At 48.1% G+C, this 13303-nt stretch carries 19 protein-coding genes and 1 tRNA gene; 12 read left to right on the plus strand and 8 right to left on the minus strand.

All coding sequences use genetic code 11. The annotated features are described in order from the left end of the window. Positions 1-60: 60 nt before the first annotated feature. From Pan54_RS25930 to Pan54_RS18665, 4 genes are all read left to right on the plus strand, one after another. A complete protein-coding gene (locus Pan54_RS25930) occupies positions 61-237 on the plus strand; it encodes a hypothetical protein (protein WP_165441851.1) in 177 nt (58 codons plus the stop codon). A gap of 18 nt (positions 238-255) precedes the next feature. Next, complete coding sequence (locus tag Pan54_RS18655; protein ID WP_146504917.1) at positions 256-720, plus strand: ribosome biogenesis domain-containing protein; 465 nt, start codon at positions 256-258, stop codon at positions 718-720. Between the two features lie 447 nt (positions 721-1167). Next, entirely contained in the window at positions 1168-2286 is a 1119-nt protein-coding gene (locus tag Pan54_RS18660; protein WP_165441852.1) for a bifunctional lysylphosphatidylglycerol flippase/synthetase MprF, read from the plus strand. Positions 2287-2616: 330 nt separating this feature from the next. Then, the gene (locus Pan54_RS18665) at positions 2617-3435 is read left to right on the plus strand and encodes a LysM peptidoglycan-binding domain-containing protein (RefSeq protein ID WP_146504919.1); all 819 of its coding nucleotides are present in this window, start codon (positions 2617-2619) and stop codon (positions 3433-3435) included. Positions 3436-3536: 101 nt separating this feature from the next. Here the strand turns inward: Pan54_RS18665 and Pan54_RS18670 are convergent, their stop codons facing one another. The 3 genes from Pan54_RS18670 to Pan54_RS18680 form a co-directional block, all read right to left on the minus strand. Continuing rightward, positions 3537-4004 (minus strand): transposase, encoded by a 468-nt coding sequence (locus tag Pan54_RS18670; protein WP_165441853.1) that lies wholly within the window; start codon positions 4002-4004, stop codon positions 3537-3539. A 124-nt stretch (positions 4005-4128) separates the two neighbouring features. After that, positions 4129-4323 (minus strand): hypothetical protein, encoded by a 195-nt coding sequence (locus Pan54_RS18675; RefSeq protein WP_146504921.1) that lies wholly within the window; start codon positions 4321-4323, stop codon positions 4129-4131. A 235-nt stretch (positions 4324-4558) separates the two neighbouring features. Then, positions 4559-4771, minus strand: coding sequence for a hypothetical protein (locus Pan54_RS18680; RefSeq protein WP_146504922.1), 213 nt, complete (start codon positions 4769-4771; stop codon positions 4559-4561). A 161-nt stretch (positions 4772-4932) separates the two neighbouring features. On the opposite strand from Pan54_RS18680, the gene Pan54_RS18685 reads away from it, so the two are divergent. Then, entirely contained in the window at positions 4933-5616 is a 684-nt protein-coding gene (locus Pan54_RS18685; protein ID WP_146504923.1) for a helix-turn-helix domain-containing protein, read from the plus strand. Between the two features lie 237 nt (positions 5617-5853). Then, the gene (locus tag Pan54_RS18690; protein ID WP_146504924.1) at positions 5854-6351 is read left to right on the plus strand and encodes a DUF1877 family protein; all 498 of its coding nucleotides are present in this window, start codon (positions 5854-5856) and stop codon (positions 6349-6351) included. 61 nt (positions 6352-6412) lie between these two features. Here Pan54_RS18690 and hemC read toward each other — a convergent pair whose 3' ends face one another. Both hemC and Pan54_RS18700 read right to left on the minus strand, forming a co-directional pair. Continuing rightward, entirely contained in the window at positions 6413-7384 is a 972-nt protein-coding gene (hemC, locus tag Pan54_RS18695) for a hydroxymethylbilane synthase (protein ID WP_146504925.1), read from the minus strand. 273 nt (positions 7385-7657) lie between these two features. Further along, entirely contained in the window at positions 7658-8923 is a 1266-nt protein-coding gene (locus Pan54_RS18700; protein ID WP_146504926.1) for an outer membrane protein assembly factor BamB family protein, read from the minus strand. Positions 8924-9171: 248 nt separating this feature from the next. Here Pan54_RS18700 and Pan54_RS18705 point away from each other — a divergent pair, with 248 nt between their 5' ends. The 5 genes from Pan54_RS18705 to Pan54_RS18725 all read left to right on the plus strand — a co-directional run bounded on the left by Pan54_RS18705 (position 9172) and on the right by Pan54_RS18725 (position 11999). Next, positions 9172-9528, plus strand: a complete 357-nt coding sequence (locus Pan54_RS18705; protein ID WP_146504927.1) for a PilZ domain-containing protein — start codon at positions 9172-9174, stop codon at positions 9526-9528. A 288-nt stretch (positions 9529-9816) separates the two neighbouring features. Next, positions 9817-10137: an HU family DNA-binding protein gene (locus Pan54_RS18710; RefSeq protein WP_146504928.1), complete on the plus strand. Its 321-nt coding sequence runs from the start codon at positions 9817-9819 to the stop codon at positions 10135-10137. 310 nt (positions 10138-10447) lie between these two features. Beyond that, positions 10448-10645, plus strand: a complete 198-nt coding sequence (csrA, locus tag Pan54_RS18715) for a carbon storage regulator CsrA (protein WP_146504929.1) — start codon at positions 10448-10450, stop codon at positions 10643-10645. A 71-nt stretch (positions 10646-10716) separates the two neighbouring features. Then, positions 10717-10791: transfer RNA gene (locus Pan54_RS18720), tRNA-Glu, on the plus strand. Between the two features lie 284 nt (positions 10792-11075). Next, on the plus strand, positions 11076-11999 hold the full coding sequence (locus tag Pan54_RS18725; RefSeq protein ID WP_146504930.1) for a hypothetical protein: 924 nt from the start codon (positions 11076-11078) through the stop codon (positions 11997-11999). Here the strand turns inward: Pan54_RS18725 and Pan54_RS18730 are convergent. Beyond that, positions 11970-12251, minus strand: a complete 282-nt coding sequence (locus tag Pan54_RS18730; RefSeq protein WP_146504931.1) for a hypothetical protein — start codon at positions 12249-12251, stop codon at positions 11970-11972. The two genes, Pan54_RS18725 and Pan54_RS18730, sit on opposite strands and share 30 nt — an antisense overlap. 30 nt (positions 12252-12281) lie before the next feature. On the opposite strand from Pan54_RS18730, the gene Pan54_RS18735 reads away from it, so the two are divergent. Beyond that, on the plus strand, positions 12282-12644 hold the full coding sequence (locus tag Pan54_RS18735; protein WP_146504932.1) for a hypothetical protein: 363 nt from the start codon (positions 12282-12284) through the stop codon (positions 12642-12644). Positions 12645-12658: 14 nt separating this feature from the next. On the opposite strand, the gene Pan54_RS18740 is transcribed toward Pan54_RS18735, so the two are convergent. Both Pan54_RS18740 and Pan54_RS18745 read right to left on the minus strand, forming a co-directional pair. Then, a complete protein-coding gene (locus Pan54_RS18740) occupies positions 12659-12997 on the minus strand; it encodes a hypothetical protein (RefSeq protein ID WP_146504933.1) in 339 nt (112 codons plus the stop codon). A 34-nt stretch (positions 12998-13031) separates the two neighbouring features. Continuing rightward, on the minus strand, positions 13032-13298 hold the full coding sequence (locus Pan54_RS18745; RefSeq protein WP_146504934.1) for a hypothetical protein: 267 nt from the start codon (positions 13296-13298) through the stop codon (positions 13032-13034). Positions 13299-13303 lie beyond the last annotated feature (5 nt).

Below are 13303 nucleotides of genomic sequence, written 5' to 3' on the forward strand. Positions count from 1 at the left end.
CACTGTCGCAGTAACCTTCAGTGATTCGACTCAGCAATTATTCTGGATCAGAAAGCGTATATGGCACTCAATAAAAAGCAGAAAAAACAGATCGACGTTCTCCGGCAGAAAATTCAGAAGCAGCGTCAACTTTTATCAGCCGCAAAACAGCAAACCGATGACCCAGCTGAGGTCGAGCAACTTCAAAAAGAAATTGCAGACCATGAAGCGACTATCGAAAAGATCAAATCCGAGTAATCCATTTCACGAATCCTTATGAGCCTTCCCAGTCATCCGACAATCATTGTCGTCCACTACAAAGAGCGACGCAGCAAGTGCACTGTCGAACCACTCCGTCATCAGCCGGGATTCGAGTTCTGGAAATTTCCGCTCAAAGAACCGCAGGCACTTCCCAACTACATTCGGCTCGGCATCGATGGCCCACCTCTTTCTCGCGAAGACCGGAAGCACGGTTTGCTCGTCCTTGATGCGACCTGGAAACTCGCTTCCAAAATGGAAGCGGAATTTGAAGACGTTCCCATTCGCTCTCTGCCAGTTTGCCAGACGGCCTATCCCAGAAATTCAAAACTCTTTGAAGATCCGTCTGCTGGATTGGCGACCATCGAAGCAATTTACGTGGCTTACAAAATCCTCGGCTATTCCCTGGATGGCTTGCTCGATGAATATCGCTGGCAGGATGAATTCCTTCGCATTAATGAAGACGTACTGAATGCGATTTGAAGCTCTCCCCTGAGAGGCAAAGGATCTTTCCTTCTCCTTAGGGAGCGGTGGTCGTGTGCAATTCCCACGCCCATCACTTCTTCGTTCTGGGACGTGCCACCCAGGAAGTCATTGACACAATGCGTATCACTCTGGTACCAAATTTGGGTTCTGTCCTGGAGATCGGACATGGTCTGTCGTACGAGTGTCTAATAGTTGTGGACCGTGATATCGCTATCGCCTATAGGTCTTCGATGGTGAGGGAGGATAATAACGACCGTTCCCCGAATCGGCACGACTGCTAAATTCGGAAAATATCCCCTCTTGCATTTGAATGAGACAATGCTTTACTAAAGAAAGTACACTTCCTCTGTTTGCCGATGACTATACTGAGTCTTGTAATTAGATCTCCTGTATCTGGCCATGTTATGCAGAAGCAGTCCGTATTCCATCAATTTGAGCTCACTTTTGACAGATACCTGCACCATTCAGAATTCTCAGAAACGGAATGACCTTTCTTCTCCGGACCCTCCTGAGGAACGTCTGGAAGTAGAACGCTGCGCCTTTAATAATGGTCAATTCCCAGATTCCTATTTGACCACTGAACCCGAGTATCTGCATTTCTGGAATGAACAACGAACCGGATACATCGGTTATGTTCAGGATGGACGCTACATTCATATAGTGGGGGGGCTGATCGCTCCTGAAGAGGACAAAGAGGAGTTACTCCGGCAAATTTGTGAATTCGTCGCACAAAACAAACTGCACACCAACTTCTTTTCGATTCCCGAACACGATCTGCCTCTCTTCAAAAAGTTCGGTTTTCAGGCGACCAAGTTTGGCGAGAATGCCATTCTGGAATTGAAGGGGCACAACTGGCAGGGTAAGCCTTATTCGTGGGTCCGACGTCAGGTCAGTTTTGTTTCCCGTCAGGGGATTGTCGGTCGAGAAATTCTACTCGATGAATTGACCATTGACGAACGGACACATGCGTTCGAGCGATTACAGAAAATGAACGAGGCTCAGTTATCCGGTCGCGTGCTCAATCATGAAATCGGATTACTCGAAGGAAAACTGTATCCCGATTACTTCTATCGCCGTCGCCTGTTCGTCGCTCATCCTGAAAATGAGCCGGACAACTGGCAGGCGTTTGTGGCCTGCACTCCGATGCAGGGGGGACGCGGTTGGGCGACCGAAATGTATCGCAGTACTGATGATAGCGTCCGGGGTGTCATCCCGTTTCTGTTTGTGCATTTGATCGACAAAATGCAGGCTGAAGGGATCGAGGAAGTTTCGCTCTGCATGGTCCCCGCGATCCATTGTGACAAAAAATACCCGGGCGATTCAGCCACCACACGCTTCTTCCTGAGCCTGTGGGAAAAGCGAATGAACTTTCTGTTCAGTGTGCAAGGGCTCTATCATTTTAAAAGCCGATTTCGTCCCCGGTTTGAGTCTGTCTTTTTGTGCGTCAAACCGAAAATTACAAACTTGTCGACCTTCTCGTTCGTGAAATGCGTTGGGGTATTTCAATTGAGTTGGAAAAATCTTTTTCGGCTCTGCTGGCCGGGCAAAAAAACGGACTCCTGATTGATTCATTTCGATCTTATGATTGCGACTGTTCGACTTCGTACAATTGATACAGCCCGAACCGAAGAACAGGTCTATTCGATTCATTCGCCGTGAATTCGATTTGCAACTGAAGACTCATCAGGTCCGTATGAACTCCCAATCCGAGTTGGACGATGTTCTGGATACATGCTTTTCCATTTCAGAACGAAATAGCCACAGAGAGTTTCTGCAGCCCAGTCATACATTAGAGCCGTTTCCACGAAAGTGTAGCGTGTGGTCGCCTGAAAAATAGGCTTCAAACCCACAAAAAGCCGCTACAGTTAACTGCAAACCGCAGTAGTTTGTCCCATGCAACGCGAACAAAAAATCGGGTTCACGATCCTGATCATGATCGTCGGCTTTGCCGGAGCGTTCTGCTTCCGCAAGCCCGACCCGAATCGCAATGCGCTGCCCGATTTGAAACAGGAAGAGCTGATCAATCAGCAAATCGCAGAGTTACGCATGCGGCCCTATTTGCCTGACGGAAAACGGCATCCTTCCGATTCTGAATCGGCGTCCGCTTACAATCCTCTGCGCGATCAACTGGCAGCCTGGAATACGGATGGACCTCAAAATCCCCCAGGAGAAGTTCCTGCGCCCATCGGCATGTTGACGCCCCTGGAAACTCCAGCCGATTCTCCGTTCTATGAACAACAACGGCCGCGTTCTCGACAGGAGACCAGACCGACAAATCAGACTGCCGAAGTCAGCCATCGGAATAATCCTGTTCCCGAAGAGAAATCGACTGTCACGACACACGTCGTTCAACCGGGTGAAACACTCAGCGGAATTGCCTATCGATACTTCGGCTCGGCCAGCAAATATCTCGATTTGTTTGAAGCCAACCGAGATCAACTTTCCAGCCCGAACGATTTGCGACCGGGTATCACTCTGAAAATCCCCGGCAAAGCCGCCCCTGAAACACAAGAGGAAGTTCGGGAAGCGAATGCGAACTCAAATCCTGAAGTCTCTGCAATCGCTCCTTCGCGATTCTCAGAACAGTCGAGCAGATCTTCAGGGGACGATTCGTCTTCTCATCTGCTCTTTACTCCCGCTCGGCAAAACCCGTTTCAACACTCGACTGCAGATTCCACGAATCCCTACGACGGCCATTCGCAAAATCGCTGAGTATTGATAGACAATGGGTGGCACGACCCAGAACTCAGTGATGGGCGTGGAGATTACAAATTCCACGCTCTTCGCTTCGCTAAGAATGTGCCACCAGGCATTCAGGAACTAACTATTTCTTTGTGTCCTGATGTCTTGCTGGACAAGCCGAACCGATGGGGATTCGATGTTCGGGAGCGCTCTACTCGGGTGGAGTCGGGATCACAATCCCATTCATGAGCTGAATTGTGGAGACGATCTGACTTCCGCAAACTCGTTCCCGGTTTCCTCTTCTCTGAAACAACGGGCACATAAGGGGATTTCCGCAGAATGATTTCCCGAATTTCCCGTAATGTTCCTTCACGACGCCAGCGATCAAAATAGGTGTAGACTGTTTCCCATTTCGGATAGTCGTGCGGCAGCATTCGCCACGTGCAGCCGGTGCTCCAGCGATAGTTGATCGCATTGACGACTTCACGAAGTTCGGTCGATCGCTTTCGGCCACGTGGTGAGGAATCGTCGATCAACTCAGAAATAAACTGCCATCGTGCATTGGAAAGATCGCTGGGATACGGTCGTCGTACTGACATCTGATGCTGCTCCGCGAGCTGAAGAAAACGAATCCTGAAGAAAATAAAACCTGGCATCCCAGCCGGTTTGAAATGGATGTATTCAACATTACTGCGAACTTATTGTCGCTTAATTAACGTCTGTTTAGTGCAAAATACTGTTTGATGTGTGCTGTCCCTCCTGCAGTCGTTCGATTTCCGGTCGCATCCACCGGCGACATAGTTCTGTCATTGGGATTCGATTTCGCGCGGCCTCGTGACGGATTTTTTTCCAATCCGACATCGGCACAAAAATCGAAATTTGTTTCCGCATTTCATTCCGCTCGATTCGCTGGTTCATAAAAGTTCTCATTAAAAAAATGTTCAGGAAAACAAGAAATTTTTACCAACTGATTGTTGGGGTGTTCGCGACTGGCTTTGCCAGCGCAAAACAGATAGTCGCATCGAAGTGACAAGGCACTGGTAGAGCCAATGCCATCCTGATTTTTACGGAACAGACATTGGCCGATAAACATGTACGATTCGAATCATCTGGGGGCTGCGCTTCGCTCCGTCCCCAGCCACCCATTTCCTTGTTATCTGGAAAATCCTTTGGGAGTGCGTTTTGACTTGCCTGATCGAGGATTCAATTTGTCAGCTCGCTTCTCTGCCAGAGGTGGCCCTGGCTTCTTAACTGGCCACAAATCACTCACGTCCCAATCCTCGACATCACGCTCCATTGGTTGCACGTCCCGCCATAGTCCCATTTCTTCATCGCCACTCGCCAGCCGACCATACATAACCATCATTCTGCCCCTTCAGGATTGCTCTTGAACCATAATGAACACAAGTGTACATATATTAGCTCTACTGCGATTCCTCAGTCAATAGTAAATTGACATTAGTACACATAATTGGCAATAATGTGACAAATCTCTTTCAGAAGCCTGATCAAGCGGGGAAAATTAGCATGAAATCAGACGAAGCTGGACAGAATGAGACAACTTCAGACTCTCTGCTCTGGGAACGAATCGAGCATTACTGCCTGAAGCATGGCTGGACAATCAGCAGACTGGCAGAGGCTTCGGGAGTTTCGCGGGCGACACTCTATCAATGGCAAAAGCACGGAGCCTGCAAGCCAAGGCATGACACACTGCACAAACTGGCCAGTGCACTCTCGGTTTCTCCTTCCGTCTTAAAAAGTGAATCGCGAAACGGAGAGCTCTCGGGCGAGACCTCTCCGATTTCCTCTTTTGAGACCTCACACTTTCGACCGGAAAGCTCGCCTTGGGTCGAAGATGATGCGGATTCCCGCAGACTCTTTGACCGTCAATCCAACTGGGCGATTCAGGAAGTCTGTCAGAATCATCCCGAACTATTTGCCGACTGGTCGGACGAGCAATGGGACGAACTCTTCAGCACCTTCGGCGTCGGCGGCGAACTCAATGAAACCGGCGTGCTGCAACAAGCCGAGGCGATTAATGCGAAACGGGAAACGATTTATCAGTTGCAGGTCGTCCTCGAAACCCATCTGGCGGATGCCGCCCGCAATGTCATCCGCTCACTTTACGATTCTGTCCAATGTGCGAGTATCGAGATGACCAAAGAGCAGGTTCACCAGAGTGGAGACAAGAGCGACCTGAAAAATGAGTAACGAGTAACCAAGAGAATCTCGCAGAGTTCTCTGGGTGGACGAAGCCAACAAGAGGCCATCAGTTTGACAGCGTGTACTACTCAAAGGGTGACTGGGGGCGAAACTAAATATAGTGCACTTGCCTACTACGGTTACTCTCCCATATTCTTTTTGGTTCTGAGGAGTAAGTCATGTTCTGACACATAGCGTACGCTGTTAACTGTCCTTGAGATCAATTTTTAGAAGAAAACTACCACAATGGCATGTCGCGGAGTCCATTTCGCAATCACTGACGAAGATCTGAAAGCGTTACGCGGAGCTCACTCCGATTATGCGATTATCGAGTTCATTCAAGAGGAGATCGAGGAGCGATGGGAGAAAACTGAAGGATTCGTATGTGAGACTGATAAAGCGTGGGATGCCATCCATCGATGCCTGACTGACGGCAACCTTGAGTTCAACAACGGAACAGAACCATTGAAGCTTTGCATCCTGGGTGGAGAGCAGCTCTATTCAGGAGATGATTATATCGTAGCTCTTGTGACTCGTGAGAAATTACGTTCGCTAGCCGATGCATTGGCAAAAATCACTCCAGAATTCATTGGACAACGCTACGTAGAATTACCGGACAATTATGACATGGAGAAGAGCCAGGAGGACTGTCAAAATACTTGGGACTGGTTTTCGGAACTTCCAGCGTTCTTTGACCGTGCCGAGAAGTCTGGTCGTCACGTAATTTTCACGGTTGATCAATAAATATAAAATACACGAGTAGCTGGGGGGTAGCGCAGCGAAGCCCCCAAGATCCAAACATCCCTCACCGCCCCATCATCTCCTCGGCTCCCTGATCCAGCAATTGCTGAGCCACTGATTTCCCCAGATTCACCGCCCCCTCCTTGTGTTCTTCTTCAATGTCTGCACTGAGAGGCAACCCAGCCTCGGCTTCGATTAGCTCGCGACCATCTTTGCTCAGCACTACGCCGGTCAGCAACAATTCCATGCGATCAGAATCCAGACGGCAATCGACTCCCACCGGCGCGTGACAACCGGCTCGCAAAGTTGCCAGCATCGCCCGTTCGGCCAGTGTCGCCAGTACAGTTTCGGGATCATTGAGATGCGTAAGCAGTTCGATTACATCTTCGTTATCACGGCGGCACTCCAATCCCAAAGCGCCCTGCCCGACAGCCGGGTACATATGCGGCGGCTGTAACGCACACGACAATCGCTCTTCCCAGTCGAGTCGAATCAAGCCAGCCGTTGCCAGAATGATCGCATCGTATTCACCGCTATCAAGCTTCTTGAGGCGGGTGTTCAAGTTGCCGCGAATCTCTCCGAGCTGGAAATCCTTACGGAGTCGCAGCAGTTGAGCCTGCCTCCGTAAACTCCCCGTGCCAATGCGAGCCTGCTCCGGGAAATTTGCAAAGGGAGCCTCAGGATCGATTACGATCTCTGAGTTGGTTGGCAGTACAATCGCATCCCATTTCTGCTCTCGAGCCGGTACGGCTGCCAGCGTTAATTCCGGTTCCAGGATCTCCGTTGGCAAATCCTTCAGGCTGTGCACTGCGATATCTGCCCGTCCATCGAGCACGGCTCGTTGCACTTCCCGGGTGAAAACTCCCGTTCCCCCCAGCTGACTGAGCGGTTGTGTTTGATCGACATCCCCCGTTGTCGTCACATCGACCAGTTGGACTTCGAGATCGTCCTGCCCGATGCGCAGCAAATGTGAAACATGATGGGCCTGCCACAACGCAAGTTGACTGGCTCGAGTCGCAATTCGAATTAGCTTCATAATAATTTCCGTAAGGTGCTCTGTCGAGCTTTAAATGTCGTCCTCAAATCGCAATTCCGCAGTCAGTTTGACTGCTCCCCGATATTGAACTTAAACGACATTTAGTGGTAGATAAAGTTGTAGGGTGCGTCCTGACGCACCGTGCTCCCGAGTTGGTTTTGTAATTGGTTCTCTTTTACTCTGTGCCGTCAGTTCGATTCGCTGATCATATCCGAATTGAATCCGCATCCCTATTCCGGTGCGTCAGGACGCACCCTACTGTTTGGGAAATCTTTACTTCAATTGAAATGCAGACAAAAAATGTTGCGTTCTGACAAATAGCCGATCCTCTGCAAATGCAATGGTCGAACGGGATTCATCATTCAATGCCAATCGCGATTTCTCCACAGGTGTGGCTCCGGTCGCCAAGACTATCACATTGCCATCCGTATCGATATTGATGAGATTCTCGCCGATACAGATCGGCGAAGAGAAATAGTTTCCTCCAACACGATGTTGCCAGACTTTCTTCCCTGTCATCATCTCCACACAGGTGACAATCCCCAGGTCACCCCACAGATAAAACAGACCATCTTTCACCACAGGCGTTGGCACATGCGGGGCTCCACGGGTTACGCGATAGACTTCCTGGATTGGTTGTTCGACAGAGTCGGAATTGCGTTTCAAAATCACGATATTCCGTTCCCCTCCCTGGGCGCCGCTCCCTGTAATAATCAAACCTTCGGGTGTTGTGAACGGAGAGCAGATCGCTCTCTGAGAGAAATCTCCAAACGGAGAGAGCTTCCATAGCATTTTGCCAGTTTTCGGCTCTACACCAATCACGCCTTCTTCACAGTGAGAAAACACAATTTCGGTTTGCCCCTGCGGTCCTTGCCAGACTCCCGGTGTGGCATAGCAGGCTCGTTGACCAAGACGTGGAATCTTCCAGAGTTCCTTTCCGGTCTGCGACTCAATGGCGACCAGAAAACTTGGCTCTTTCTGGTCATTCGCCACGTACACAACTCCGTCATGCACTATGGGAGAGGCAGCCGCCCCTTGTCCATGCCCATAAGGGCCAAGATCATACTCCCATACGCTTTCACCTTCGTGAGTGAATGCGATCAATGAAGAGCCTTCCTGACTTTGCCAGACGAGATAAACTCGCTCGGCATCCACCGCAGGTGAGCTCGATGCAAAACTGTTGTTCTTATGCTTTTTATATTTCGAAAACGAAAATGACTTCGACCATAAAACCTCACCACTCTTCACACTCACACAATGCAGGAACCGTTCCTGTTGGTCCTCGTCGGCACTGGTCACATATAACTGAGCTCCAGCAATCACAGGAGAAGAAATCCCCGTGCCTTGCAATTCAATTTTCCACAGACGATCTTTGTCTCCAAGTTGTCCCGACCAATCAGACTGCTCGGTTAGACCAGCCCCTGCATCACCACGAAATCGAGGCCAATGCAATTCGAGTTGCGCCTGAGCATTTGCGATTGAGATGGCGTTAAGGAATAGGGCGAATATCGCGACGGTCAGAATTGTTAAGTGCTTCATTTTTGAACTCGTTCGATGGTCAAACGGTTAGTACTTCAGGTCTCATGCCAGATCACTTATATCAAATATCCCACTGGTCCGACATCAACCAGGGAAACTGACAATCGTTAGATTCGTCATTGTCATCAGAAGTCAAAGTGTCTGTCTGGCTTGTTTCACAACTTCCTCAAATCGGCCAGTAATTTTGGACTACTCTTGAGAAATCACACTTGAAGAAATCCCGTCTGAAAACTATCAGGAGTCATCGTATGTCCGCAGATCCATGGAGTCGTCCCAGTATGCAGGATCTCAAAGAAATCCTCGAAAGCATCGGCAAACCAGGCACAGAAAACTCACGTACGGTTGAACGCCTGGAACTTTCTGTCCCTGCAGAAATTGTGACCTCACGAGGAAACACGGTTTCAGCCGTCACGCGTGAAATCAGTCGATTCGGTCTGGGGATGCTGCATCGGGGAGCGATTCAGCCTGGGGAAGTCACTGTGAAAATGGCAAGTGAAAGCCGACAGTTTGACTATCGCGTACAAATTAAATGGTGCATTCCCTGTGAAAAAGGAATGTTTCTGAGTGGAGGAGAATTCCTCCCCAAAGAGACCCCAGAGGCCTGAGCCCCTGGAAGATTTCCCAGTCTTTACGCACTGACAAGTGAGTGAAACCAGGGTAGTTATGAACATGTTCTCGACATTATTGGCCAAATTCCAGTCTGTCATCAATGTGGCCTGAAGATGTTCAAAAGGTGCCGAATAGGGGAATTATAGCGTTTTTCCCTTAATTCTAAGGCTGTTTTGATTGACAAGTCGATCGAATCGTACTTTACTACGATCTTCCTGCTCAGGGCGATCCTGACCGCATAGTCAAATTCAACTTTAGTATAGCACCCCAAATCGGAGGCCCGCATGGCTGCGAAACAAGAAAAGCCGATGTCAAAAACTGAAATTCTGAACTCTCTTGCTGAATCAACAGGATTGAGCCGCAAGGAAGTCAGTTCTGTTCTGGACGGTATGAACGACCTGATTCAGCAGAGTCTCGGCAAAAAAGGCCCTGGCGTTTTCAACCTGCCAGGTTTGTTCAAGATTCAGGTCACTCGTAAACCTGCGACTAAAGCCACAACTCGTGCAAATCCATTCAAACCAGGCGAAATGATGGAAGTTAAGGCGAAACCCGCACGAAACGTTGTGAAAGTTCGACCTCTCAAAGGTCTCAAAGATATGGTCTAAGTCGATCATTTCAGGAGAAATAATTCCCCTGAACGACTTAAAAAGGCCAATTTCGCGTAGCTGCTGAAGATCACATTGGCATATTTTGATGCAAAATGGTGTCGTTCAGCCTCTAAATATCCAGAGAAGGCAGACTTCCAGTTTGATTGGGAGTTTTCTTCTCTTTGGGTGATTAGAGAATTTTTTTGATTACCAGACTTGCCAGCAATCACCGTGCCAGTATAATTTCTGCGTCCAAGCTGAGATTCTAAAATGTAAAAGTTTCTCACTTCGGGTTTATACGAAATTATTCGACGGAGGAATTGGCAAGATGCTGGTCCTATCACGAAAAAAAAATGAAAGCATCGTGATCGACGATCGGATTGTGATCACGATTGTTGATATACGAGGCGATAAGGTAAGATTGGGAATCGAAGCCCCCAAAGACATTTCGATTCACCGCAGCGAGGTTTACGAGGCGATTAAAGCTCAGGCGAAAATTGAAGACGTTGACGAACCTGTCTCCTGAATGATTCCCGCCAGTCTTCTTAAAGTAGAAGAGGCTCAATTGCCGAAATCTACCTTGCAAGCCTAATACTTGGCCCCATCGTCTAGTCAGGCCTAGGACACCGGATTTTCAGTCCGATAACGGGGGTTCAAATCCCCCTGGGGTCAAATTTAGAAACAGAGTGAAATGAGGCCGCTACCGTAAGGGTAGCGGAGTTGACAATAGGGTTTAAAAATCAGTGGCAACACTGGCTTCTCTGTCCCCTTCCTTGTTGACCTTCTAACCTCTTTCACCTGTTTCTTTTTCGTAAACTACCACAAAGGAACACGGACTATCACTCCGTGTTCCTTTTTTGCAGTTGGCCGTTTTCATATTGCAAGATGCAGTGTGATATTAAAAGACGAGCAGGATGCTGACTCAGGCACCTTTGATTGGTGATGAGGGGTAAGACATGAAAGTCATCCTGTTCACACGGGAGTTGTATTGTGCACATCAGACTGCAGATAATCTGATCAACTTAAGTGCACCTGAGAGAGCTGTTCTCAAAGCTTTCTTCTCTCTTTACTACTGGGGGCTTGAGAGTCGGTCCCAGCTTATTCCGCCAGCATACTTTCGAATCTTTGTTATTACACCACTCCAGGATCAAATCGCAAATTTTCTTGGTGTATCCAAACCGAATGCATGGAGCATTCTTAAGAGCGTTCCAGATAACAGCAAAGTCATTCACGTAATGGGCGGAAATCGATTGATTTTTCGAGAAGATCGTTTCTTTGAATGCGTGCAAAGTGCTTACGGGAAGGATGCTCAAATCCTCGGATTGATACAAAATGGAATACGATTACGAGAGTATGAAGAAAAACCTGTTATTCCAGTACGCACTGGTGAACTGACAGAGCAAGAAACATTATTCTTTGCACTGCTTCATGGGATCAATAACATCAATTTCAATTGCAATGCAGAACGTGATATTCTGAAGTGGGTCGCACGTATCTGGCTGGAAGATTCATTCGGTGATGTCGCCATTGGTAATGTCAACAAAGTCACTGTAGAGGCCAGCACTAAAAAGCTTGGGCTAATCGGGACTTCTTCAATTGAAACAGTCAGAAAAAGAATTCGCGACCTGAAGAAGCAGTCCCGTTTGCATTTTTTTGATATTACATCCGAAAAAAGCGGACATCACAAATTCAAGCTGAATCTTGATTTACTGCGTAAGGAACTAACCTGTCATCTTCCTGAGAATTTAAATGACTCAATCAAGCTTGCTCCTGGTTGGATGTCTCGTAGGAATTCAAACATAAACCAAGAAGAGAATTCTAACTTCTTCATGACTGAGCGCATGAATGATTCAATTGGAGGATTTGCTACGTGGTCGTAACGGCCAAGGTGTTTTTAGTTCCCGAATGTCTTCGAGTTCGAGCTTCAGAAAGTCATCGATTAGCCCTAGATCGTGTTTTGCAATCCATTCTTTGAGGATGGCAATTTTGAGCGGTCCCGTCATTTTGATTTCATCACTCATTTCGATCGGAACTGAAATTTCTTCTCGTTCTGCATCCGAATAAACAATTCGATCTTCCGGTCCTGAAGAAATCAGTTCCCAGTTTTGTTCATAATCTTCACTTGTGATCATAAAAATTCCCCTTTCTCAAGGAACCATCGCGTGAGTGAATTCTCTGTGGAGACAATTGAAGCCGCTCGCCCCATCTTCAAAGCCTATGAAGAAGAACTTTCCCCAGATCACTATTTTCCTGCTGACGAATTTCAAGCTGAATTCCGCAAGAGTCATAAACTTTATGATCTGGAAGTGATCGATTTCGCGGAACATCTGATTGAAGATCCCGAGTTCGAGCATGTTGCAGTGGCATTTCTGGAAGCCATCATTCCGACCGGTCCTCCTGAAGAAGTGAAGCACACACTGGCACAAGCATACGGCGCCTACGATTATCATCACGATGATGATCTCGACAAATTGCGAGACAAATACTGGGATCGATATTGGAAATCGAAAGCCATGGAAAAATAACCAAGCATTTCGAGTCACTCAGTTTCTGAGTTATTCCTTTTTGCTCTGCGCTCAGCCATGGCTCTACTTGCTTCCTGTTGCCTGATGGCATGTTCTGCGCGAAGTCGAGTCATGGGTGATCGAACATAAACAATGTTGTCTACGATCTTCGTTTCGATCTTGAGGTCCAGCGCACCTGCTTTATCTCGTAGACTGAACTCGATTGCAGAAGGTTTGGTTGTGTGCCGATGATCGACAACTGCGAACCAGGCATCCGGACAGAGCATCGCTTCGGCAAGTGAGATCAAAATCCGAGCGCATGATTTTCCAATCCCGCGATGATTCCATTCTTGTTCGTTCTCTAAACTGGACATCGAAAATTCCTTTTTTCAATGAAAGGTTTGAAGTTCATCGACTCATTGGAGCAGATGTTTCCATTGCTGGCCCTTGTGGAGGCGGTGGTGGAGGGGCGTCCGATTTTGGCTCTGTTGCAGCTCGGCCTTTGAATTTTTTGCCGATCGGAATATAGACCGTGACTGTGAGTTCGTCAAAGTTTTTTCTCAAGCCCTGACAGTTCAAACTAAAACTGCGAACGCATTCCAGCTCTTCACCAGTTTCAGCATTGATGATTTTCCCGTTTTTTGGGTTGCCATCATATTCCAAGGTGAGTTGCATTTCGT

Origin of the sequence: Rubinisphaera italica (assembly GCF_007859715.1) — a bacterium.
Lineage (GTDB): Bacteria > Planctomycetota > Planctomycetia > Planctomycetales > Planctomycetaceae > Rubinisphaera > Rubinisphaera italica.